The following is a 24,272-nucleotide window of genomic DNA, read 5'->3' as shown; positions in this document are numbered from 1 at the left end:
ATCATCCTCCTTCTTGCCGGACGGTTTTTGAAACCGATCACCAGCATGTACACCCTCTATTAAATTCCGTTCGATATGTGTTCTTGAATTCCGTTAATCCAATCAAATGCCAAATGGCTTATTACCCAGTATTACACGTCTAATTCGAGGATTAAACGGTTGCGTGTCAGCACCGTGAGCGGGTAAATGCGTCTGCCCTTCTGGAGAAGGAACGAAAGCGTAGAATCGAAACCGGCCAGCAGAGCCCGTTCCAGACTCGTCTCCGCCAGCTCACGAATCTTATCCACGCCGGGAAAATCCCTTCCGGGCTCCATATAATCGGCCAGACAGACGACCTTCTCCAGGACGGACATGTTTTCCCTGCCGGAAGTATGGTAGCGGATGGCATTCAGCACATCTTCGTCCTCCACACCAAAGCGGGTAGAAGCGATCCAAGCTCCGGCATGAGCATGCCACATCTCTTTGTCGAAGGACAAGACGTCCGTCTGAAACCCGCTTTCGCGAATCGCATCGGCCTGCTTCTCTACGGGCCAGTATTTGCACACATCGTGCAAAATCGCGGCCGTGTCCGCTTTCTCCTCATCCGCGCCGAACCGGCGGGCCAGGATAACGGACGTTTCCATGACACCGAGAGTATGCCGCCACCGTTTTTCGGGCATTTCCTCTCTTACAGTTTTCATCATCTCTTCACGATTCATACAAACCCATCCCTTCGATATAATCGTGTACGGGTGCCGTGACGAGATAGCGGACGGACCGGCCTTCCCGCCTCCGGGTCCGAATATCCGTGGAGGAAATGTCCAGCAGCGGCATCGGAGCGAGACGGACACCCTGCCGGATGAACGCCGGCAGCGCATCCGGATGAAGCTCGAAGCCCGGTCTTCGCAGACCGATAAATCCGATCATCTTCATGATCTCTCCGATGTCACGCCACTTGGGCAGATACTCGACCATATCGGCTCCGATGATGTAGTAAAATTCGTGCTCCGGGTAGAGGACTTTCAGCTCCCGGATCGTATCGACGGAGTACGAAACCCCGCCTTTCCGGAGTTCATGATCGAACGGACGGAAAGCGGGATTGTCCGACACGGCGCGGCATACCATCTCCCAGCGCTGCCCGGCCGAAGCCTTGGGGGCATTCGGTTTATGCGGCGGCACGTTGGCGGGCATATACCACACTTCGTCCAGCCCGCAGGCGGTACGGGCGCATTCTCCCGCAACCAGGTGGCCGGTATGCACCGGATCGAAGGTCCCGCCCATGATTCCTATCCGCATGTCGCCACCTCCTCCGGCGGTCCGCCGTGATTTTGCACCGGTCCGGTGCCGTGAGCTGCATGTACGCAGACTTCTATAAAAGCCGGCATCCGGTCCGATATTTTACCGAGTAAGCACCCGTCCGTTCAGGACTTCGGCAGCTCGATCTGTTTGTTGTCGCGCGATTCTTTATAAAGGACAATCGTACGGCCGATAACTTGAACCAGCTCGGCGCCCGCGCCTTCCGCCAGTTCTCTGGCCACTTCCTTGCAGTCCGCCTCGTAGTTGTTGAGTACCGAGATTTTCATTAACTCGCGAACCTCGATCGCTTCCACGATATGCTGGATCAAATGCTCGTTCACTCCGCCTTTGCCTACTTGAAAGACCGGATTCAAATGGTGCGCCAGTGAGCGCAGATGTCTCTTTTGTTTTCCTGTTAGCATAACTTCTGATTCCCTCAATTCCCGATAAATGATTGCTCTACGGCCTGCCGCATCGCCGCTGCAGGCGCAGGGACGCCGGTCCAGTATTCGAACGCGTAGGCCCCCTGATAAATAAACATGCCGAGTCCGCCGTGAGTGACGGCCCCTCTCGCTTTGGCTTCTTTTAAAAACCGGGTTTCCAGCGGGTTGTAAACGAGATCGCTGACAATCGCGCCTTCCCGGAGACGGTGACCGTCCAGATCCAGAGGCATCTCTTCGATATTCGGGTACATGCCCGACGAAGTCGAGTTGATGATCAGATCCGCGTCACTGATAATGTTTCCTAATTCGTGGAGCCCCATGCCGACGGCGCTCGTTTCGGAGCGGACGGCAGCGGCGAGCTCCCCGGCTTTCTCCGCCGTCCGGTTGGCGATCGCGATAAACGACGTGCCTTCCTTCGCCAGCGCATATGAAATCCCCCGGGCCGCTCCTCCCGCTCCGATCAGCAGTACTTTTTTGCCGCGGAGATCCAGGCCCGTTTCTTCTTTAAGCGAACGGACATACCCGATCCCGTCCGTGTTGTAGCCGATCAGTTTGCCGCCGCGGTTAACGACGGTGTTGACGGCGCCGAGCGCTTGTGCGTCCGCGTCAATCTCATCAAGATACTGCATCACGTTGACTTTATGCGGAATCGTTACGTTGACTCCGCCGAAACCGAGCGCTCGGATACCGGCAACGGCCTCTTCCAGCTGCCCCGGCAGCACGTGAAACGCGGCATAAGCCCCGTTGATGCCCGTTTCACCGAAGGCCCGGTTCATCATAATCGGAGAGCGGGAGTGCCTCACCGGATCTCCGAAAACTCCGTACAGAATCGTACCGCTGTCCAAAGACGGCTTGTTACCCATGGTCGGTCTCTCCCCCGTACAATGTTTATATGCCGGACTTTTACAGACGAAAAGTCCCTGACCTTTCTAGCGTCCGTTTAAATAAGCGACTCGCGCTGGACGATTTTGACGCCTTTCGGCACATGAACGGCCAGTTCCGCGCCCGCTTCGCTGTTAATTTTGATCCAGCCGAGGCCGGAGATCAGCACATCGAGCTTTTTGCCTTTCGAAATGTGAATCGTCTGTTTGACGAGCGGAGGAAGCTCTTCCAGATCCTTCGCCGCAGGCGGGACAAGCAAAGTCCCCTTGTGGTTCGCGTACAGCTCGTCCGCTTTTTCCAGTTTGGTGCGATGGATGGGAACGGCTCCCGAAGAGTAGATCGTAAAGGACTGACGTTCGCCGCGGACAAAATCAAACCGGGCTAACGATCCGAAGAACAGGGTTTGTCCTTCGTTCAATTGATACACCATGGGCTTAAGCGGCTTGTTCGGCATCAGCTTGCCCAGATCTTTCTTGGAGACAAGCTCCGTCAGCCGGTGCTTGTACACGATTCCCGGCGTATCGATAATAAAATGTCCGTCATCGAGCGGAATCTCGACCATATCGAGTGTCGTGCCCGGATATTGGGAAGTGGTCAGCTCCGAGTCCAAATCGCTGTAATCGGAAATAAGCCGGTTGATGAGCGTGGACTTGCCCACGTTGGTCGCTCCGACGACGTAGACATCTTTGCCGTTACGGTGTTCGTCCACCGCCTGAAGAACCCGGTCGAATCCCATGTTCTTCTTGGCGCTGCAAAGGACAACCTCCACAACCTTCAAGCCTTGTTCCTTGGCCTGCTTGCGGACCCAGTTCACGATCCGGTTCCAGTTGGTCACTTTCGGAAGCAGGTCGATTTTGTTGACGACCAGCACGATCGGATTGCCTCCGACGAAACGGGCCAGACCGCTGATCAAGCTGCCTTCGAAGTCGAAAATATCGACGATATTGATGACGAGCGCTTCTTTGTGCCCCACGTGCCCGAGCAGCTTCAGAAAATCGTCCTGGTTGAGCGTAATGCTCGACGCTTCATTATAGTTCTTGATGCGGAAACAGCGCTGGCAAATAACCGGTTCTTTCTCGAGAGCCTGCGCGGGGATGTATCCGAGCGCCTGAGGATCTTCGAGCTGAAGCTTGACACCGCAGCCTCCGCAATGGATAACTTCTTCCTGGGTCATGAATCCTCCTTAAAATTGAACGGCGGGAGCTTCCCGTCAAGCGTTGTTCCCCCGCAAGCAAAGTGAAGCTTTCCCGTGAAGGAAAGCTTTATTTATTCTTCGAGATGTAATTGTTGGCCAGCTTCTCGATGCGCCGGTTGATTCGTGTAAAGAAACCTTCATCATGGATGGAGATAGGCGCAACAAGAATGGTATATAAACCGAGCCGGTTCCCTCCCAGCACGTCTGTCAGCATCTGATCACCGATCACAACCGTCTGCTCTGCAGTTGTATCCATCAGTGCCAATGCTTTGCGAAAGGCCGTGTTCGTCGGTTTGCGCGCGGCATGAATGAACGGGATAGACAGCGGCAGGGCAAATGCGGATACCCTTGTTTCCTGGTTGTTCGATACGATGACGACCTTGAAACCGAGCTGCTTCACATGCCCGAGCCAATTCACGAGCTCCGGTGTCGCATCGGCCACCTTGGCACCGACAAGCGTGTTGTCGAGGTCCGTGATGATCCCGCGGATTCCGCTCTGCCAAAGCTCCTCCAGATTGATATCGTAAATCGTCTGCACGAATTGTTTCGGCACCAGTTTTTTAAACAACAGCGTCACCCCAACCTCTTTCGAATCTATAGGAACTATACCATACATGTCCAATTCCTTGCAAAAAGAAAAAGGAAGCGTTTCAGGCCGTGGCCGGACGGGAAATTCCCGTATTCTCAGCATTCCCTTGCCGCCGCCCGTTCCATTCACGGGCCGGTGCATGCCCCGGATTCTTCCTGCCGGAACTAAAAAAGCCGTCTTCCGGTTAACGGAAAACGGCCTTTCTCTTGCGCTTCACAAGCCGGCCGGCAGTTGCGTGCCGGTCCTATTTCATCTGGTCGCGCAGTCGTTTCACATGGCCCTGAACAGCCTCCAAATCCTGCTCGGTTACGGATGCCCGGCTGTACTTGGCCTTCTCGAACATGGCGAGAACCGGCGAAAGCTCGCCTGACAGCCAGTTGCTCTGGGCCATCCAGCGGGAAGCGGCTTCGCGGAACGTTTCATGCTCGAAACGTTCGTATCCTTTGCGCCTTCCGTACCGCAGAAGCCGGTTGACCTCCTGGATGACTCCCTGTGCGTAATTGGCCGCTTTGGGGTCCCGGCCGAACGGAGGAAGCAGCTTCTTGCCGCCGCTCAGCCGGATGGCCGATACGACGGCGGCCGTAAGCAGAACGAGACCGCTGAGCGTGTACAGCACATAACGGACCCAAGGAGCCGCGCCGGTTTGCGTCTGTTCCGTCTTCGCTTCGGCCGGTGCCGGAGTCGGCATCTCGGTCGCCGCCGACGATTCGGGCGCATACGACTGCGGCAGAGAAAAGCCGGCGGTCGGCTCGAACGGCAGCCAGCCGTAGCCCTCGAAATAAACCTCGACCCAGGAGTGGGCGTCGGAATTTCGGACGGTGTAGGTGCCCTCCGCGTCCGGGTCGGACATGCCGCCCGTGAAGTTCCCGAGACCGGCGGGACGGCCGTTATCGGAAGAACCGGACGCGTAGCCTTTGACCCAGCGGGCCGGAATGCCGAGCGACCGGGTCATCACGACCATCGCCGACGAATAGTAGTCGCAGTAGCCTTCCTGGATTTCGAACAGGAAGCGGTCGACGAAATCTTTGCTTTTCCCCTTGGATACGTCGGGAGTATTCGTATACGGGTACTTGCTGGACAAGTAAAGCTCCAGCTCATGCACCTTCTCGTAGGCGGTCGGGGCTTCCTTCGTCACGTCTCTGGCAAGCTCCGTCACCCTCTCGGGCAGCCGGTCGGGAAGCTGGAGATAATCATTCCATTCGGACCGGTTCAGCTTGCTCATATCGACTTTCTTGAGCCCGCTTAAATCGAGCAGCGGGATATTGGACACGAGCTCGTACTGCTTCGGGTAGTTCGATTTCGCGTTAAACCGCAGCTCCGCCTGGCGCGCGGACCACCGGAGCGACCCGAGCCGATCGGGATCGGAACGTGTTCCGTCGGGACCCTCCTCCCGAATGTCCACCTTCGACATCGGATAAGCCCCGAACAGCACCGGGTAGACTTCGCCATTGCGCATTTTGACCGTCTGCTTCACTTCTTCGGTCTTCAGCTTGGACGTGTCGATGCCGGTATCCGCGGGAAGCTTGCCGCTGGAGTCCACGGAGCTCTGGCGGGCCCGTCTGTCCGCCGGGCTGGCTTCCCAGCCGCTGCCGGTGTACAAAGCCCGTGTCTCTCCGCGGTAATATGTGCGGCTCGTCGTGTCAACGGTGAAAACCGGCGTGTAATCGTACTGGAACTGCCCGCCAAGCTGGGCGTCGCTGCGGCTGTAGCCCGACGATTTCAGCAGCGGATCGTTCGGGTCCTGGACCATCGTCCGGCCGGAATCGTCGCTGCTTGGCAGGAATGTTACGGCTTCGCCGTTGTACTGCCGCCAGGCCGTATACGGATCGGTGAGAACCGGATCGACCGCCGGCACGAGCGCTCCCAAGGTGAGCGTCAGAGCGATAATCAGCACGACCGGTACGATCAGAGGGCCCGGATTGTCCGAAAGCCGTTTCCAGCTTTCGGGCGCTTTATTTTTAAGCTGGGATAAATGCCGGACGACAAGCATGCACAATCCGCTGAAAATGACCGCCGCAACCTGCGGCCATAACTGCAGGGTGCTGAACGAATCGCGGACGCCGAAAAACAGAATGGCCAAAATGACGATAAAAGAAATCCACAGTTTGGACCGGGACGCCCACATGGCCATCAAGAACACCCACCAGGCGGCAAGCCCGAACCATAAATAAGGGAATAATTGCGAAACGTTGGCTTGAAACCACTCTACCGGACCGTCCATCTGGGACAACGGGACAAACCGGTATTGAAGCACAACCGCGTGAACGACCAGCACCAGGACGATCTGCAGAAGCTCACGGACCAGATGATGAATCCGCGGGATGAAGAACGTCGCGCAGACCGCAATCAGTGTCCAGTTTACGGCTTTCAGCGTTTCGGGCAGCCATAATCCGTCCTCGCGGGAAATCCATCCGGTGAACTGGAATAAAAACAGCAGGACGAAGAGGGCCATCCACTTCTTCGTTCCGTCTTCGCCGGCCATAAACCGGAAAACGTTCCAGATGCTACGCATAAATCTTCGTCCCTCCTCCCAGCACAGCCGGCAGCTCCGTCAGCGTGTGCACGCCGTAGCCCATAAAACCGAGGCTGTGCAGGCGGCGGACCCACATGTCCGTAGAGCTTCCCTTGGCGCCGCAGACGCACAGGTGACAGGCGAGCATGCGCTGTTTGTCGGTCCAGTGGAGCAACGACAGGAGATCGGGGTTTTTGGCCGGCGTAATATAAACGACCAGCGCTCCCGGCGAGAACATGCCGTCCGCATTGTTGACCACCTGCTGCAGGGGACGGAAGCCGTCCGGCTCCACTTCCACCAGGTGATCCATCAGGACGTCCTCATGACGGGCGCCGGTCTTGGGCACGGCCATCAGGGATTCGCGGCCGGAAGAAACGAGCCCCACCGCGATGTTTCTCTGCGTGCCGAAATGCAGCAGGGAAGCGGCGGCGGAAACCGCCAGCTCGAACTCGGCGGCACTGCCGTAATTCTGCTTGCTCCGGTCGAGCACGATGACCATCTTCGGGAGGGTTTCCCGCTCGAATTCCTTCGACTTCCACGTGCCCGTACGCGCCGTGGCGTTCCAGTGGACACGTGAAAGCCTGTCCCCGTGAATATACTCTCTCACGCCGTTGATCTGCGTCGTTTCCCGCTGCATCCGGGCGGTTACGGAGTGATGCCTCGCCCCGCGCGGGGACTGGGAGAACTGCGCCCAGTGGCGGATCTCGATCATCTGGGGCATCACGACAAAGCCGTACGGAAGCTGGACGCTGCCTTTGTGCTCATAAAGCCCGAAGACATCTTCCGTCGCGAATTCCGCGCGCTCCAGGGAATAATGACCCCGGCGCAGGGGCGGCGTTTTGTAAACGAACTCCCCTTTGCGCATCCAGTTCAAGACTACGGAGCCCTTCATTACGGTCCGCTCCCCGCTGCTTCGCACCAGTTCGTCTTCGATAAGAAGGTACGGGATAGGCCAGACGCCGGGAACCTGAATTTTAAGCTTGATCTGGAGAGACTGACCCGCCTGGACCTTGCCGGTTCCGTCCGCAGCCGATATTTCGCGCACCGCCTGCGTCTGGCGGATACCGCTCCATTTTCCGAGCACGAGATACGCGGAGAGCAGGCACACGACGGCAAACAGTGTGGAAGCGAGCTTACCGCCCTGAAACAGCAGAAACATCAGACTGGCGAAGAACAGAAAGGATAATATCAGGGTAGCCTGTCTTCCCTTCTGAGCGGCGGTAGGTTTGAAAAGCTTCATTTCGCCTTCTCCAGCCTGACGGGCACTTTCGTAAGCGCCAGTATCGAAGCGAAGACGGAACGGGAGGTTTCTCCTTCCATCCGGGCTTCAGAAGATAAAATAATTCTGTGCCCCAGAACGTAAGGGGCCAAATATTTTACATCGTCGGGCAGGACATAGTCGCGGCCGTTCAAGTAGGCGTATGCTTTCGACGCCTGAACGAGCGCCAGCGTAGCGCGCGGGCTGGCTCCCAGCTCGACGGCCGGATGCTCCCGGGTGCCGCGTGTAATGTCCACCAGATACTTCGCGATGCCGTCGTCGAGGTAGACCGACCGCACCTCTTCCTGCATGCTGAGAATCTGCTCCGTATCGACAACCTCGTGAAGCTGCTCCATCGGGTGCTCTTTGCTTTGCGACGCGATCATCTGAAGCTCCGTCGCGCTGTCGGGGTACCCGAGGCTGAATTTGATCATAAAGCGGTCAAGCTGGGCTTCCGGGAGCAGATACGTGCCTTCGAAATCAATGGGATTCTGGGTCGCGAGAAGCATAAACGGACGCGGAAGCGGGTACATTTCGCCGTCTACCGTCACGTGATGCTCTTCCATCGCTTCCAGGAGAGCCGACTGGGTTTTGGTAGTGGCGCGGTTGATTTCGTCGACAAGCAGAATGTTGGCCATAACGGGACCGGGGCGGAAAAAGAAGGCTTCGTTCTTCGGATGATAGATCGAAACGCCGGTAATATCGGTCGGCAGAAGATCCGGGTTGCACTGGATTCTGCGGAATTGGCCTTGTATGGAGCGGGCGAGGGATTTGACGAGCACCGTCTTCCCCGTCCCGGGCACATCTTCGAGAAGCACGTGACCGCCGGCAAGAAGTGCGGTTAACAGCAGCATGATTTCTTCGCTTTTGCCTAATATACATGAATCCAAATTGGATCTGATTCTGGAAATCTCAGTCATATGAGGTTGGGACACGGCAGCCATTCGGTACGAATCCTCCTTCGGATAAACAGGGTTTGAAGTCCTATTTTTTATATTACAGGAAAGTAGAAAGCGAGTACAACAAAACCCCTTCTAAATTTATTAAAAAACCGACAGTTGGTGGAAAAGAAGCTAAAAGGAGCAAACGCCCGCGGGTTTTGTTACGGGAGGGTGACCGTAAGGTAACAGCTGGATTACGAACGGGTGACGAAGGAATGACAGAGGAAGGAATGAATATTGAAAGAGCAAGGAAAGAAGCTAATGAAAAATGAAAGAGGAAGGATAAATCCCGAACAACGCGAAAAGCACCCCGTTTCCCGAGAAAACGGAGTGCTTGTTTTACGGCTGCGCTTCAGCCTTTGGGTCGGACGAACAATGCGGCGAGGAACGAGAAGATGATCGCCGCCGAAATACCGGCGCTCGTCACTTTGAATATCCCCGTCACGATGCCGATCCAGCCGCTTGTCTGGATTTCACTGATGGCGCCGTGGACCAGCGCGTTGCCGAAGCTTGTGATCGGCACGCTGGCGCCGGCGCCCGCAAAACGGACGAGGGGCTCGTACAGCCCGAAGCCGTCCAGAATCGCTCCGGCCACGACGAGCGTCGTCATCGTATGAGCCGGCGTCAATTTGCCGAGGTCCAGCAGGAGCTGGCCGATGACGCAAATCGCCCCGCCGACGAGAAATGCCCATAAAAACTGCATGATTAAAGTCCCTCCTGTCTTTCTATCGCGACCGCATGGGCAATGCACGGAATGGATTCCCCCTGCTGATACGACAGCGGGGACAGCAGGGCCCCGGTGGCGACGACAAGCAGGCGGCGGATTTCTCCCTGCTCCATTCTCTTCAGCAGGTGGCCGTAAGTGACGACGGCCGAACAGCCGCAGCCGCTGCCCCCGGCTTGCACGCCCTGCTTTTCGATATCGTAGATCATGAGGCCGCAGTCGCTGAACGTGGTGCTGTTCATGGCAATCCGCTGCTCCTTCAGCAGCTCGTTAACGATCTGAAAGCCGACGGTGGCGAGGTCTCCCGTGACGATCATATCGTAGTAGTCGGGGGAGCGTTTCATATCCCGGAAGTGAGCGGTGATCGTGTCGGCCGCAGCCGGCGCCATCGCGGCCCCCATGTTGAACGGATCCGTGATGCCCATGTCGATTACCTTGCCGATCGTGGCGGACGTAACGACGGGCCCCGCACCTTTCGCGGCCACGACGGAGGCTCCGGCACCGGTGACGGTATACTGCGCCGTAGGGGGCTTTTGGGAGCCGTATTCCGTCGGGTAGCGGAACTGCTTCTCCACGGTGCAGTTGTGGCTGCACGTGCCGCTCAGGACGTAGTCCCCGCCTCCCGACGCGACGATCAGCGAGGATACGGCGAGGCTTTCCATCGAGGTGGAGCAGGCGCCGAACACGCCCAGGTAAGGAATCGCCAGCGTCCGGGCGGCGAAGCTGCTGGAAATAATCTGATTCATGAGATCGCCGCCGACGTAGAACTGGATCTGATCCTTCTGGAGTCCCGCTTTCTTGATCGCGAGGTTGGCCGCGTCTTCCATCAGCGCCTTCTCCGCCTTTTCCCAGCTCTTCTGCTTCAGGGTATTATCCTGATGGATCAGGTCGAAGTCGTTGGCGAGCGGCCCTTTGCCCTCATCCGGACCGACAACCGTGGCGGTAGAGATCAGGACGGGAGGCTTGCGGAATTCCCAGGATTGTCCTTTGCGAATAATCAATGTGCACCGCCTCCGAATATCAGAATAAAGATGCCGACGAAGAAGGCCGCCACGACGCCGAACACGATGACGGAACCGGCCAGCTTGAACATGTTGCTGGCAGTGCCGAGAATAAGCCCCTCACTGCGGTGTTCAATGGCGGCGGAGCACATCGAGTTGGCGAAGCCCGTGACCGGCACGGCCGTTCCCGCCCCGGCCCACTGGGCGATTTTGTCGTACACGCCGAGGGAGGTCAGGATGACGGAAAGGAGGATCAGGACCGCCACCGTCGGATTCGAAGCGGCTTCCTTGCTGAAGCCGAACACTTTCTCAAACAGCATCATGAGCGCCTGTCCGATGATGCATATAAAACCGCCCACAATGAAGGCGCGGATACAGTTGGCGACGACCGGCCTTTTCGGTTCGTTTTTTTTCGCTATAGCCTGGTACTGCTGCTGGGTCAATGTCGCGTTTTTCTTTTTCTGATTGGCCACTGCCTATCCTCCTCTTCTTATTCCGTCCCGTTCGTGCTTTTTCCGCCGCCCGAAAGCTGCTTGAGCACCCCCCGCAAGGACGATGCCGTCTGCTCGTACTTGATGCGGGCATTGAGATCGGTCGCGGAATTCGCAAACGAATCCAAATCAGCCGTGCATTGGCGAAGTGTGGAGATCAGCTCCACCTGGGGCTTCTCCTGACTGATTCCTCTTGAATCGTCGTACAAATCGACGTAAAGCTTATTTTGATCGCCTATCTGAGCGAGAAAAACATTGTCCGCGGTCGCGTTTATTTTAGCCAATTGTTTAGTCAGCCATTCCCTTGTAAGCGAGGAGGCGGCCAGCTCGTCATCATCGACGACCCCGTCCACGATAACCGTGTGCGGAAGCTTGTCGGGGCCCATTTTGAGTCCAAGATCTCCGGGCGTAAGCGGCTGCTTCTCTTTCTTGAGGAGAACGCTGAGGTCTCCGCTGGCCTCCAGCATGGCGAATTCGACGTCCGCCACCTGAAAAACGCTCTTCGTGCGGAGCTGTTCCATAAGTTCGTCTGCGGTGTACCGCTCCCTCTTCAGCTCATTTTCGAGTATGCGCCCGTTACGGATAACGACCGTTCCTTTTCCTTCAAAAAAATGGCGGAGCCATTTGCTTTTCAGCGTCGTGATCTCCAGAAAAAACGGCACGAGAAACCAGACCGCCAAAGCCGCGATGCCGTGCAGATAGTGGGCTTCGATATCGGTTGACAGAAAACCCGCGAGTTCTCCCAGCGTAATGCCTGTTACGTATTCGAAAAAAGAAAGCTGGGAAATTTGTTTTTTTCCCAAAAAACGGGTGATGGCGAAAAGAATGGCGACCGCGCCGAGCGACCGCAGCATGATGACTCCAATACCTTCCATGGCTTAACCTCCTCACTTAACCAGAGCAGTTGAATTGCATGATTCTCCATAGCATGTCCGCAGCGGGAACAGGTATGAAAGGAAGACGATGGAAAAACAAAAAAACAGCTTCGCCGGAAGCTGTTTTCCGTTGTGCCGGTTATCAGAAAAGGTACAAGATCGCCACGAGCAGCAGAAACAAGACGAGTATAATCAGTATATTCAGGTTCACAGCCGTTTCTCCTTAAGCGGGAATTGAAACATGGAACATCCAGGAATACCCCATTATATGCGTCCAGCGCGGCAGATGATTGTTCGTAAGGTGATGGCCGTTCCGCCTATTTTATAAAAATGGAATATTGGCCCCGGCACAAACACACAAACGCACATAGGATAAAGGGCGAATATCCAAAATCAGAAGGAGGAGGCTCCTCTTGTCTTTTCCCAGCGACAGTCAGTTTTTTCCCGTCACTATAAACGGCGTTCCCGTTGGAGATCCGGCCGGGGATGAGAATCCCGCCAGCACGGACATCGTCGGAAGCGCCCAGTTCCCGGCCGCCTTTGTATCGTACGATACGAATTTTGTCTATTTCCGTCTGAGACTGAACGGAGATCCCCGGGCTAAAACCGGGTTTGACAATTTTGCCTGGGGGGTTCTTTTTAACACGGACGGTAACCCGTCCACCTACGAATGGGTGCTTGCCGTCAACGGCCTGAACTCCACCCTGGAGCTTATCGAAAACAGAATAAAAGTGCCGAACACGTTCAACGATCCCGCCGAAGGCATCGACGGAAAAGGAGCCCCTAATTATACGCGGCCCATCATTAACTTTGACATCGCGCGAGTTAAACCGACCGGTGACGGTTCCCGTTTTGGCGGAAATGAAGATTATTTCCTTGATTTTTTCATTCCGGCTTCCGTTCTGTTCGGAACGCTCGGGATCACGAATCAGACGCCCTTGCAGTTTATTTTTTTCACCTCTACGAACAGCAATAACTTCAATAAAGACATTCTGATTACGGCAGGCAGCACATTCACGGGAGGTTTCAGCGATCCCGATCCGCCGCAGGACTTTAATGCCCAGGCAAAACTTGTTCTGGTGAAAGCCTTGACCTCTGCCCCGGGAGCAAGCGTCCTGGCCGGGCAGGTGGCCTCCTATACGGGAACCCTGTCCATATCGAATACGGGAAAAAGCCAGGCCAACGCCGTGCTGGTCACGGATGCGTTCGGACTCGATACGGTGTCCTCGCTGACCGTCTCCGCCGTAACCCAGGGGCTTTCGACGGTTAATCTGCTGGGCAGATCCATCAGCTGGAACGCGGGGAATCTTGCGCCCGGCCAGACCGTGACGCTTACCTTTACCGTGCAGGGTGCTTTCCTGACTGCCGGAAGCGGCAGCCGCGTCCTGAATACGGCTACGGGAACCGGATTCGACAGTCTGACCGGGCAGGTCATTACAGCCGGACCGGCAACGGCTTCTATAGCCGTCGTTACGGCCGGCGGCGTAACAGGCACCATCTTCAACGGGATGACCGGACTGCCACTTGCCGGCGCCGCCGTGCAGCTTACAAACGCCCAGACTCAGGTTCCGGTCACCCAAACAAGCGGAACCGGCGGGGCGTACGGTTTCTCCAATCTGGTGCCGGGAACATACAATCTTACGGTTTCTTTTGACAGCTTCGTGTCCCAAACCGTACCGGTTACGATTAGCGCCGGAACCGTTACTCCGCTGGACGTTACCCTGCGGCCACAGCCCGCTTCACTCAGCGGCACTGTCGCCGATCAGGCGGGAAACGTTCTTCCCGGAGCCGTCGTCCGCGTGAAATCCCCATTCGGCGCCATCATCGCCGAAACGACTGCAAACGCGGCGGGCCAATACCAGCTTTCGGTTCCCGCGGGAACGTATACGGTGATCGCGGCCGCGAACGGCTTCCAGTCCGAAGTCCGCACCTTGCAGCTTCAGCCGGCCCAGAGTGTGTCCGCGTCGTTTAGTCTCGCGGCTCTGCCCGGAACCGTAAGCGGCGTGATCACCGTCGCCGGCACCGGGACACCGCTTCCGGGAGCTCTCGTGGAAGCCTTGAACGAACGGGGCCAGCAGATCGCTACCGCCGTCAGCGCCAATGACGGTTCGTACACGATAAACAGTCTTGCGCCGGGGAATTACCGTATCCGCGCCAGCGAAGCCGCATTCACGACGGAAATAGCCGGTGCATCGGTTCTTGCGGGGCAGACGACGACCGTCAACATCGGCCTGAATCCCGCTCCGGGCACGCTCACCGGCCAGGTGACGGACGCCTCCTCGGGTCAACCGCTGGGCGGCACCGTCGTCCGTGTCGTGACGGTTGAAGGGATCACCGCGGCAACCGCGGTTACCGATGCTTCCGGAGCTTATGTCATCAACAGCTTGCAGCCGGTCAATTATACAGTCACGTTCAGCGAAACGGCGTATGCCAGCCAGACGACCGGCGTCTCGATTGCGCCCGGCACCCAAAGCGTGCTGAATATCGCGCTGAACCAGTTAGCGGGTTCCATTACGGGCCTTGTGACGGACCTGAACGGGAATCCTCTGGAAAATGCGGTCGTACGCATTTTCATGAACAGTTTTGTCGTCGCCACACTGAATGCCGATCAGAACGGACGCTTTGACATCCACGGGCTTGCTCCCGGTTCCTATATGGTCCGTGCCGAAACACCGGGTTACCAGCGCCAGCTGATCGGCGCCTTCATCGAGCCCGGGAAAACTGTCGAAGTCGGTTTCGCCCTGGCTCCTCTGCCCGGCGCTCTAACGGGAACCGTTACAGCCGGAGGGGCACCCGTACAGGGGGCGGTCCTCGTGGTGCGCCAGACGGACAACAGCGTGATCGGACGGACGATTACTTCCTCCGACGGCACCTTCGTATTGGAGGAGCTTGCGCCGGGAACTTATACGGCCGCCGTTTTTGCCGACGGGCTGCAGACGCAGATCAAAGGATTCAGCATTACCCCCGGCCAGACGACAACCGTCTCCTACAACCTGGTGCCCTTGCCCGGAATTCTGTCGGGAGTTGTGCTCAACGCCTCCACCGGACTGATCCTCGCGGACATTCCCGTCGCGGTACGCATTGTGGACACGAACGGACTGGTAATCCAGAGTTTGTTTACGGACCAGTTCGGCGCATTTACGGCGCCAAACCTGGCACCGGGCAGCTATACGGCGATACTGTCCTCCACCGGCTTTCAGACGGACCTCGTCAGCTTCCTGATTACGGCGGGGCAGACGACATCCGTCAGCGCCAGCCTGATTCCGAACCCCGGACAAATCAGCGGGACGGTAACCGCAGCCGACTCGGGCACGGGAATTTCCGGCGCTTCCATCCGTATCAGCAACTATACGGGAACGCTGATCGCTACCGTGCTTGCCGACAGCAGCGGTTATTTCCGGGCGGAAGGTCTCGCTCCCGACACGTACATCGTTACGGCTTCCCAGACGGGCTTCCAGCAGGGCAGCGTCGGGGCGATCGTAAGCGCCGGTCAAACGGCGACGACCGCCCTCAGCCTCCTTCCGCTTCCCGGCTCGGTAAGCGGCGTGATCTCCCCCCTCGTGGACGGGACCGTTATCCAGATTTACGACCGGAACAACCTCCTGATCAACGAAGAGCTGGTCAATACGGGGAACGGGACCTTCCGGTTCGATTCGCTCGCGCCCGGCGCCTATATCGTGACGGCAACGCCGCCGGGTTACGCCGTTGCGAAAGCGGGAACTGTCGTGGAAGCCGGCCTGGAATCGAGCGTGACGCTCACTCTCTCCCCGCTGTTGTCGGTCCTCTCGGGCCGTGTCACGGATACTGCGGGCAGCCCGGTAAACACGGCCGTTATCCGGGTCCTGGACGGCAATGAAACCTTGCTGGGAACCGGTCATTCCGACGCAAACGGCGTATATGTCGTCGATAACATTCCCGCAGGCAATCATTTTCTGGTTGTAACGGCGCCCGGCTTCTCGACCGTTATTGTCGGTGTCGCAACGCTTCCGGGTGAAGATTCGGCGGGAATCGATATCCGCCTCGTTCCCAATCCCGGCGCCGTCAGCGGGCAAATAACGAACGCTTCGGACGGAAGTCCCCTGCCTTCCGCCACCGTCCTGATCCGCAGCGCGGACGTCAGCAATGTACTGATCGCGACGGCCACTACTTCCCTGTTCGGCAACTTCTTTGTAAGCGGGCTGGCTCCCGGCGCTTATACGGTAGTGGCCGAAGCGGAAGGGTACGCTGCGGGAACTTCCGGTGCCATCGTAATCAGCGACCAGGAGACCGCCGCCAGTCTCGCTCTACGGCCGCTGAGCGGCACTGTGACGGGTACGATCACGGACCGCTCGGGCGCAATCCTGCCCGGCTCGGAAACCCAGATCAAAATCTTCAACGAAGCGGGATTGCTCCTGTTCGCTTACCTGGCCGATGCGGACGGACGTTTCACAACGCCCGAGCTGCCTCCCGGCAGGTACGTCCTTACGGCATCCGCCCCCGGCTTCGCTTCCGCTTCCGAGCTCGTTACGGTTGCGGCCGGTACGGCAGGCACGGTCACACTCGTATTGATCCCGCAAAATGCGCTCCTGACCGGCAATGTCATCAGCCGGAGCGGCTCTGCTCCGGTGCCCGGAAGCATTGTCACGCTTCTTAACGCGGCCGGTCAAACCGTGGATCAATCGGTTACCGATTTAAGCGGGAATTTTGCGATCGAGAACGTAACCGCAGGAGTCTATACGCTGACTGTCACCAGCGACGGTTTCGGCAGCACGTCCCTCGGTGTCACACTCCAGCCGGGGCAAACGACTGCCGTTACCGTTCCGCTGGATCCGTCACCCGGCAGCGTCAGCGGCTTCGTCATCGACCGCACCACTTCGGCGCCCCTGGCCGGAGCGGACATCCGGATCGAAGATGCGGCCGGGGTGCCGGTCAATACGGTTCAAACCGACAGCAGCGGCTTCTATCTCTTCAATAATCTCAGTTCCGGAGATTATAAAGTGACCGCCGAAGCGGCCGGTTTCAGTTCGCAAAACGGTGGAGCTCCCGTAGCGCCCGGCCGGAATACCGACTACAGCTTCGCCTTGAGCCCGTTGTCCGCTTCTCTGTCCGGCACGGTAACCAGCGCCGCCGGGGCCAGGCCGCTTGCCGGTGTGCTCGTCGAGGTCCGGCAGCTCAACACGTACGGCACCGTCCTGACGGACACGACGACCGATACGGCCGGCCGTTATACGCTGACCGGCCTCCCGGCGGGCAATTACACGGCCGTGTTCAGCCTCTCCGGCTTCGGCCAGCAGACGGACGCCTTTAGCGCCGCACCGGGGCAAAATACGGTAGTGGATGCCGAGTTGTCCCCGACGTCAAACGATTTGAACGGGACGGTCGTGACTCCGCCAACCGTCCCCGTGTTTCCGCCTCCCCCGGTGGCGGACGTATACGACGACCGGAACACGCCGGTCGTGACGGTTCCGACGGACCCGTCCGGGCAATTCACGGCTGACGGGATAGCGGCCGGCGACTATACGGTTGTCGTGCAGAAGCCCGGCCTCTCATACAGTCAGCAGGTTGTAACGGTGGTTCCCGGCTTCACGCCGAATATCGTCCTCACTCCGGGAATCCCCGCACTGACCGTTACGGGCACCGTGACGGACGAATCGACCGGCAATCCGGTTCCCGGCGCTTCGGTCCAGATCCTCAACGAGAACTTGACGCCCGTTAAGCGGACGCTTACCGACGGAACAGGCGTGTTCCTGCTGAACAGCCTGCGCCCCGGAAGCTACACGATTACGGTGTCCAGTGAGCTCTTCGGCTCAAAATCGGCCGCGGCTTCCCTGGCTGCCGGGACCCCGGCTTCCCCGGTAACCGTGGCGCTGAACCCGGTATTCGGCACCTTGACGGGCACCGTGACGGACCGGAACGGACGGCTCTTATCCGGCGTGTTCGTCCAGATCTTCGATCCTTCCGGACTCTTCCTGAGAAGCGTGACGACAAGCAGCCGCGGCGTCTATACGGTCACCAACCTGGCTCCCGGCTTCTACACCGCCCGCTTCACGCTTGAAGATAAACAGCCGGCCGTGCGCACGTTAATCATTGCCGCAAATGAAACGACCTTTCTCAAGCTCGTCCTGGACGACGATTCGGAAGAATAAACGCAAAAAATCCCGCCGGTTGATCCGGCGGGATTTTTTGCGTTCTTTTTCACGGCATAAAAAGTTAAGGAGTTGGAAGGCGTTATCTGTTGGCCGCGGGCACCCAGTCCTTCACCCCGTTGTCTTCGAGAATCCCGAGCGTCACGTCCGCGATATCGGGATCTCCAAGCAGCTTGTCCCGCACGCGGAATTTGACATCATCCGCTTCGGCGAGCGTGAGACCCGGTTTCAGCTCGATCAAGCCTTCCACATGGTAGTAGCGGCCTTCCTGAAGAACACGCAGCTGATAAATGTCCGTCACAAGCGTCTCGGAAAAAATAATTCCGGATACCTTGTCCTCCACGTCCGGAGGCGCGGATACGCCGATGAGGCCGACCATATTGTCGTAACCGACGCGGAACGCGACGAATATCATCAGCAAACCGATCAAAATCGTCATCAACCCGTCAAGGGCGCTGAAATTCGTAAGCGAGGTAACGACCACCGCAATGAGGGCGAGCAGAGCTCCCGTTGTCGCAACGAGATCTTCGTAGAAGACGAGCCGCGTTGGAGGCGCCGCACGTTTCACGTGCTTGAAGGAGGCTTTGACGATTCCGAAGCCGGACGCTTCCGCCCTGGATTCTTTGATAACTTCCTTCATTGCTTTGTACAGCACGTAGCCGTCAATCACGATGGACAGGACGAGAACCGAAACATTCAGCCAAAATCCGTGGGATTCGGCCGGATGCTGCAGCAGGTGCAGCCCTTCTCTTATCGTTTCATAGGCCATGAAAGTGACGACGAGTACCGCGATCATGCAGAAGATGTTGATGACGCGGCCGAAGCCCGTCGGAAAGCGACGGGTCGCCTTTTTCTCCGCTAGCACGCTGCCCGTAAACACGAACATCTGGTTAACGGCGTCCGCAATGGAGTGCATCGTAGACGCGAACATAGCGCCGCTCCCCGTCAGCGAGGCCGCAACTCCTTTTACGATCGCAATAATCGTATTCCCGAGGGCCGCCGTAGCCGAAGACATATTTCCTTTCTTGATCAGGTCCAACCAATTCGTGCGTTCAGCATCCGGGCTCATAAGAAAATGAATCCTCCTAAGTAAAAAGATAGTTAGGGATAGGTTACCACGAAACCATTCCGCCAAATCACCCTTACGCGGGACGGCTAATAGCGGTTTCATTGCCAAACGAAAAAAATCCCCTTTCGTTTGGCAGGCTGCGGGCAAGTGGACCTTGCCGGCAGCCGTGCAGCAGAAAGGGGATAACCTGCGTCCGGCCGGTCAGCTCCAGACGTTCTGTCTTTCCTTGGACTGGATCGCTCCCGACGGGTCCAGATCCACTTCGTCGTCGGCCGCCGAATCGTCGGCCCGCAGCCCGAACCGGTCGTGGGCGCTGACATCCTCGAAAATTTTCAGCGGTATCGTGTCGTCGGCGGACTTGCCGCCTGTCGTCACATCTTCAAAAGCGGACTGCCGGATTTCGCCGCCCCGGGTGTCCGTCAAGCCTTCGGCTCCCGGCCCGGATTTTGCCGCCGTGTCCGCCTGCCCGTTACTTTCGGTCTGCCTGTTCAATGCGCATTCCTCCTTGTCATCGTCGTCGCTGTCCCCGCGGAAAAGGTTCCCGGAGATAGGGTTCCCGGCTGCGGAAAATGCTACTCCCGGTCGAAGCTCCCGGCGTGTGTTCCCGGCTTCATACGACGGCGGTCATACGCCGCCGGCTGCCCGCTTCGCACGCCCTTTCCCTTACCCGGCTTATTTGAAACCGGTCATGGCGATGCCGCGGATAATCTGCTTCTGAAACAGCAGAAATACCGCAAGGAGAGGCAGAATCGAAACAGCCGCTCCGGCCATGATTAGCGTCCAGTTCCCGCTGTCGCCCGATTCGCTGGAAAAGAACGCGAGCCCGACGGGAATCGTCAGCTGTTCCGGCGTTTGCGTAACGATCAGGGGCCAGATAAACGCGTTCCAGCTGCCCAGAAACGTTAAAATGCACAGCGTTGCCAGCGCCGGCTTGACCAGCGGAACGACCACCCGGAGCAGGATGCCCCACTCGCCCATGCCGTCGATGCGGGCCGCGTCGAGCAGATCGCGCGGGACGGATTCCATGAACTGCTTCATGAGAAAAATGCCGAACGCGGAAATGAGGCCCGGAAAAAGAATACCCAGGTACGTATCGACCAGCTCCAGCTTGGCCGCAAGCAGATACCACGGGATGATCAACATTTCCGTCGGAACCATCAGCGTGCTCAGAATTCCGACGAAAATGACGGTTTTACCCGGAAACGTGAATTTCGCCAGAATGTATCCGACCACGGTATCGAAAAAGCAGACGGAGACCGTCGTAATGACGGCCACGATCAGACTGTTGACGATCCAGGTCGTATACAGCGTCTCCGTGAAAAGCGTCCGGATATTGTCCAAGGTCGCCTCCGGGGGAATCAGGCTCAGCGAAAACACATCCTGCGGCGTTTTCAGCGTGGTGGCGATCATCCACAGAAAGGGGAACACCATGACGGCCGCACCTGAGCCCAGCAGGAAATAGGCCGGAAAGGCGGACGGGCGGATACGGATGCCGTTCCGGGCAGTGCTCCTGACGGTCTTGCCGCCGTCCCGCCTCCGGATTCCCGCATGCTCCGCAGCCCAATCATATTTATTCATGGCCGTCCTCCTTTAAGATTCGACTTCGCGGTTTAGCGTTTTGAGCTGCAGCAGCGATAAGAGAAGAATAAGGAGGAACAGGACGACGGTCGCCGCGCCCGCCTGGCCCATATTGAACTGCTTGAAGGCCAGCTCGTAAATATAAACCGCCACTGATTTCGTGGAGTTAAGCGGCCCGCCCCCCGACGTCATGTTCAAAATCTGGGTGAAAGACTGCAAATACGAAATACTCGCGATAATGACGGAAAACAGCAGGACCGGATTCAACAGGGGAAGCGTGATATGAACGAATCGCTGCCATGCGCCCGCTCCATCAATGGCGGCCGCTTCCTCGTATTGTTTCGGGATACTTTCCAGACCTGTCAGGAAAATCAGCATTTGAAAGCCGAGGTTCTGCCAGATCATAGCGGCGGTGACGATAAAAATAGCCTGGTCCGGCGAGCCCAGAAACAGCTGGGACGGCAGACCCATTTTGAGCAAAAGGCCGTTGACGACGCCGTTCTTCATAAAAATCCAGCGGAACACCCAGCTTACCGCAACGACGCTGGTGACGTAGGGCAGGAAGTAAACCGTCCGGAAAAAACCTTTGAACCGGATAATCCGCTGAAGAAGCAGAGCAACGGCAAGTCCTGCCGCAAGCTGTCCGGGTACCCCGATCAGGACGTAAAGAGCGGTGTTTTTAAGCGAAATCAGGAACACTGGGTCGTGGTACAAAGCCAGATAATTGGAGAAACCGACGAACGGCTTCTCCTCCGACAGCAGATCCCATTCGCGGAAACCGACCAGAAAGGAATACACGATGGGAATGATCCGGACACCGATGAAAAACAGCAGCGGAACGAGTAAGCAGGCATAGACGAATAAGAGCCGCTGCCGCTTCATTTTTTAGCCTGCTTCGCCCAATAGTCGTCGTAGAGCTTCTGGGTTTTCGCCACAAGCTCCTCGAAAGCTTTCTCGACGGGAACCTTGTTCAGCACGACGCTGTCCGCGGCCTGGACGAAATAGTCCCGCTCCAGCTTTTCGTCCACGAAGAAATGGGCGTTAGCGTCGCCGAGCTGGCGGATGAACGGACCGAGCTTCTCGTCCTTGGCGTATTTATCCTGAAGGGCGACGGCCTTCGATGCCGGCAGCTCGCCGACTTTTTCCACCCACTGCTCCTGCACTTCCTTGCTCGTCAAAAACTTGAGAAACTCGGTTGCCGCCTCCAGCTTCTTGCCTTTGGCGTTTTTGGTGATTCCGTTGGCCCAGAAAGAAGCCTGGGTGGCTTTGCCTTTGTAAGCGGGCAGCGGAGCCACGGCGAAATTCAGATTCGGCGCGTCTTTCTTGATTCCCCCGAGCTGAAACGAGCCGTCGATATTCATCGCCGCGTGGCCTCCTTTGAATGCCGTGATATCATCGTTGTAAAAATCCTTCGTTCCGACTTTATGTAAGGTGGCAAAATCGAGCAGATACCGGAACGCTTCAAGCCCCGCGGGAGTTTCGTTCCACAGGACGCGCTTGCGGTCTTCGCTGATATCCTTGCCTCCGGCCTGATAGACAAGCGCATCCCGGTACCAGTGGTGCAGCTGGGAATTCGGCTGCCAGGCCATGCCTTCGACGATAAATTCGCCTTTGGCGTCTTTCCGGGTCAGTTTTTTCGAATAATCCACGAGCTCTTCCCAAGTCGCGGGAGGTTTGGCCGGGTCCAGGCCTCCTTGGGCAAACAGATCCTTGTTGTAATACAAACCCAGCGTCCGGACGGCCGTCGGAATGGCGTAGTAGCTGCCGCCGATTTTGGCCGCTTCAACGAATGGGAAAAATTCTTCTTTGATCTTCGAATCAGGGAACGATTCCTTCGGCAAAGGCTGCAAATAGCCGGAGGCCGTATACTTCGGAAGCCAGCCGTAGTACAGGTTGATTACATCCGGTCCTTTGCCGGCCGGAATCAGCGTGGCCACTTTTTCGTTATACTGGTCGTAAGGAAAATTGGTTTGTTTGACGGTAATGTTCGGATGAGTCTTCTCGAATTCTTGAATAAGCGAATTAATGAGTTCCACCTTGACCGGATACTGGTACTGCCAATACTCGATCGTCACTTTCCCTTCCTGCTCCGCGCCACCGGATTGCCGCCCCGAAGCGTCCTTCGAGCCGCTTCCCGAGCAGCCGGCTGCCAATCCCGCGCTCAGCGCGGCGGCCAGCGTTAATGCCGCAAGACGAAAAATTCCGTTTCGCGGCTTGTCGTTTCTTCTCTGGCCTGTGATCCTTTGGCTCATAGGATTTCCACTCCTTTAGATTCTTGAACGCCTGCGGCTGTTTCCGTTATACGGAGCAGCCTTCTCGCGTTATTGCCGAAAATGCTCCGGATGTCCGTTTCGCTGAAACGAAGTTCCCTGCATACACGGACCTGGTCCTGCAAATAGCGGTACACGTACCCGCGGGGAAAACCGCTGGAATCCGATCCGTATACGACGCGTTCGGGACCGATCAGCTCTACGGTTTTGCGGAACAAGGTTTCCAGCGTCAGGTCGTAGGGCGTCCACCGCATCCACTGGTTGGAACCGGACGTGTCGACGAGCACATTCGGGCATCCCCAGCACAGGTGCAGCAGCTCCTGGTAGTACCCCGCTCCGAAGTGCGGAATAAGGATCGGAATATCCGTAAATTCCCGGGCCACGTTAAAAATGGCCAAGGGATTGATGTTCCGGTGCTGCACGATGCCGCCCGTATGTCCCAATAATCCGAAATGGATCAGTACGGGCAGCTTGCGCTCCGCCAGAAAACTCCAGACGGGCCTCAGCGACGGATCGTCGAGCGATGTCTGAATAAGCGGGCCGAACAATTTGTACCCTCTGAGCCCAAGCTCGTCTACGGCTCTCTGCAGCTCTTCCACCGCGTCCGGCGCTTCGATGGAATGATGGGCGAAGCCCGTAAATTTGCCGGGATACTTGGAAATTTGCTCTCTTAAATCGTCGTTTCCCCGCGCCGTAAGAAAATTCAATCCCCCGATTCCGTGCTTGTCAAGCTCGTCGGCCCAGCGGTCGATAACCGGCCGCTCCGCACCCGGCCCGGTGTCCGGTCCGGACGGAAAATCCCAAGTGAGCCGCATGCGCTCTGCCCGTCTGGCCTGCGCGCCGTCGATCACTTCATCGTGTTTGACAAACTGCTGCGCGTAAGGCAGGTGCCCGTGAATATCGAAGACTTTGAACCCGTCTTTGAACATGTCCGTTCCTCCTCCTGCTGCTCCGCTTCCATCGCCAGGCCCTCATGCGTCCCGCCCGGAACTCGCATTAACCCGTCAGGACAGGTGCCCGGCAAATAAAAAAGACACTATCCGC

Annotated in this window: 21 protein-coding genes; 2 read left to right on the top strand and 19 right to left on the bottom strand. The window is 57.3% G+C overall.

The annotated features are described in order from the left end of the window. Positions 1–131 precede the first annotated feature (131 nt). From yqeK to C4S74_RS00860, 9 genes are all read right to left on the bottom strand, one after another. The gene (gene yqeK / locus C4S74_RS00900; protein ID WP_103993496.1) at positions 132–698 is read right to left on the bottom strand and encodes a bis(5'-nucleosyl)-tetraphosphatase (symmetrical) YqeK; all 567 of its coding nucleotides are present in this window, start codon (positions 696–698) and stop codon (positions 132–134) included. Continuing rightward, positions 688–1,275: a nicotinate-nucleotide adenylyltransferase gene (gene nadD / locus C4S74_RS00895; RefSeq protein WP_103993495.1), complete on the bottom strand. Its 588-nt coding sequence runs from the start codon at positions 1,273–1,275 to the stop codon at positions 688–690. The genes yqeK and nadD overlap by 11 nt, the downstream gene beginning before the upstream one ends. Before the next feature lie 125 nt (positions 1,276–1,400). Continuing rightward, positions 1,401–1,697, bottom strand: coding sequence for a ribosome assembly RNA-binding protein YhbY (gene yhbY, locus C4S74_RS00890; protein ID WP_103993494.1), 297 nt, complete (start codon positions 1,695–1,697; stop codon positions 1,401–1,403). Positions 1,698–1,711: 14 nt separating this feature from the next. Further along, positions 1,712–2,581 carry a shikimate dehydrogenase gene (gene aroE / locus C4S74_RS00885; protein WP_103993493.1) on the bottom strand — a complete coding sequence of 290 codons (870 nt, stop codon included), beginning with the start codon at positions 2,579–2,581 and terminating at the stop codon, positions 1,712–1,714. 77 nt (positions 2,582–2,658) lie between these two features. Then, positions 2,659–3,774 carry a ribosome biogenesis GTPase YqeH gene (yqeH, locus tag C4S74_RS00880; RefSeq protein ID WP_103993492.1) on the bottom strand — a complete coding sequence of 372 codons (1,116 nt, stop codon included), beginning with the start codon at positions 3,772–3,774 and terminating at the stop codon, positions 2,659–2,661. Between the two features lie 88 nt (positions 3,775–3,862). After that, on the bottom strand, positions 3,863–4,363 hold the full coding sequence (locus C4S74_RS00875; protein ID WP_103994247.1) for a YqeG family HAD IIIA-type phosphatase: 501 nt from the start codon (positions 4,361–4,363) through the stop codon (positions 3,863–3,865). A gap of 265 nt (positions 4,364–4,628) precedes the next feature. After that, positions 4,629–6,896, bottom strand: a complete 2,268-nt coding sequence (locus C4S74_RS00870; RefSeq protein ID WP_103993491.1) for a transglutaminase domain-containing protein — start codon at positions 6,894–6,896, stop codon at positions 4,629–4,631. Further along, a complete protein-coding gene (locus C4S74_RS00865; protein WP_103993490.1) occupies positions 6,889–8,136 on the bottom strand; it encodes a DUF58 domain-containing protein in 1,248 nt (415 codons plus the stop codon). Before C4S74_RS00865 ends, C4S74_RS00870 begins: the two co-directional genes overlap by 8 nt. After that, complete coding sequence (locus C4S74_RS00860; RefSeq protein ID WP_103993489.1) at positions 8,133–9,098, bottom strand: MoxR family ATPase; 966 nt, start codon at positions 9,096–9,098, stop codon at positions 8,133–8,135. Before C4S74_RS00860 ends, C4S74_RS00865 begins: the two co-directional genes overlap by 4 nt. 32 nt (positions 9,099–9,130) lie before the next feature. On the opposite strand from C4S74_RS00860, the gene C4S74_RS26190 reads away from it, so the two are divergent. Further along, complete coding sequence (locus C4S74_RS26190; protein ID WP_146065470.1) at positions 9,131–9,367, top strand: hypothetical protein; 237 nt, start codon at positions 9,131–9,133, stop codon at positions 9,365–9,367. Positions 9,368–9,447: 80 nt separating this feature from the next. Here C4S74_RS26190 and spoVAE read toward each other — a convergent pair whose 3' ends face one another. Genes spoVAE through C4S74_RS00840 form a run of 4 tightly spaced genes read right to left on the bottom strand, consistent with a single transcriptional unit; the run spans position 9,448 to position 12,186 of the window. Further along, positions 9,448–9,798, bottom strand: coding sequence for a stage V sporulation protein AE (gene spoVAE, locus C4S74_RS00855; RefSeq protein WP_103993488.1), 351 nt, complete (start codon positions 9,796–9,798; stop codon positions 9,448–9,450). Between the two features lie 2 nt (positions 9,799–9,800). Further along, positions 9,801–10,817 (bottom strand): stage V sporulation protein AD, encoded by a 1,017-nt coding sequence (gene spoVAD, locus C4S74_RS00850; protein WP_181024303.1) that lies wholly within the window; start codon positions 10,815–10,817, stop codon positions 9,801–9,803. Next, positions 10,817–11,293, bottom strand: coding sequence for a stage V sporulation protein AC (spoVAC, locus tag C4S74_RS00845; protein ID WP_103993486.1), 477 nt, complete (start codon positions 11,291–11,293; stop codon positions 10,817–10,819). The genes spoVAD and spoVAC overlap by 1 nt, the downstream gene beginning before the upstream one ends. A gap of 17 nt (positions 11,294–11,310) precedes the next feature. Then, positions 11,311–12,186, bottom strand: a complete 876-nt coding sequence (locus C4S74_RS00840; protein WP_103993485.1) for a DUF421 domain-containing protein — start codon at positions 12,184–12,186, stop codon at positions 11,311–11,313. Positions 12,187–12,599: 413 nt separating this feature from the next. On the opposite strand from C4S74_RS00840, the gene C4S74_RS00835 reads away from it, so the two are divergent. Then, on the top strand, positions 12,600–18,311 hold the full coding sequence (locus C4S74_RS00835) for a carboxypeptidase regulatory-like domain-containing protein (protein ID WP_103993484.1): 5,712 nt from the start codon (positions 12,600–12,602) through the stop codon (positions 18,309–18,311). A gap of 82 nt (positions 18,312–18,393) precedes the next feature. On the opposite strand, the gene C4S74_RS00830 is transcribed toward C4S74_RS00835, so the two are convergent. The 6 genes from C4S74_RS00830 to C4S74_RS00805 all read right to left on the bottom strand — a co-directional run bounded on the left by C4S74_RS00830 (position 18,394) and on the right by C4S74_RS00805 (position 24,157). After that, positions 18,394–19,380 (bottom strand): cation diffusion facilitator family transporter, encoded by a 987-nt coding sequence (locus C4S74_RS00830; RefSeq protein ID WP_103993483.1) that lies wholly within the window; start codon positions 19,378–19,380, stop codon positions 18,394–18,396. 201 nt (positions 19,381–19,581) lie between these two features. Then, the gene (locus C4S74_RS00825; RefSeq protein ID WP_103993482.1) at positions 19,582–19,872 is read right to left on the bottom strand and encodes a hypothetical protein; all 291 of its coding nucleotides are present in this window, start codon (positions 19,870–19,872) and stop codon (positions 19,582–19,584) included. Between the two features lie 180 nt (positions 19,873–20,052). Further along, positions 20,053–20,958, bottom strand: coding sequence for a carbohydrate ABC transporter permease (locus C4S74_RS00820; protein WP_103993481.1), 906 nt, complete (start codon positions 20,956–20,958; stop codon positions 20,053–20,055). A gap of 12 nt (positions 20,959–20,970) precedes the next feature. Beyond that, positions 20,971–21,840, bottom strand: a complete 870-nt coding sequence (locus tag C4S74_RS00815) for a carbohydrate ABC transporter permease (RefSeq protein WP_103993480.1) — start codon at positions 21,838–21,840, stop codon at positions 20,971–20,973. Further along, entirely contained in the window at positions 21,837–23,210 is a 1,374-nt protein-coding gene (locus C4S74_RS00810; RefSeq protein WP_258042344.1) for an extracellular solute-binding protein, read from the bottom strand. Before C4S74_RS00810 ends, C4S74_RS00815 begins: the two co-directional genes overlap by 4 nt. Further along, complete coding sequence (locus C4S74_RS00805; protein WP_103993479.1) at positions 23,207–24,157, bottom strand: amidohydrolase family protein; 951 nt, start codon at positions 24,155–24,157, stop codon at positions 23,207–23,209. The genes C4S74_RS00810 and C4S74_RS00805 overlap by 4 nt, the downstream gene beginning before the upstream one ends. Positions 24,158–24,272 lie beyond the last annotated feature (115 nt).

This window comes from Paenibacillus sp. UNC499MF, from assembly GCF_900107975.1.
Classification (GTDB): Bacteria; Bacillota; Bacilli; order Paenibacillales; family NBRC-103111; genus Paenibacillus_F.
This window is presented reverse-complemented; position numbering and strand designations above follow the sequence as displayed.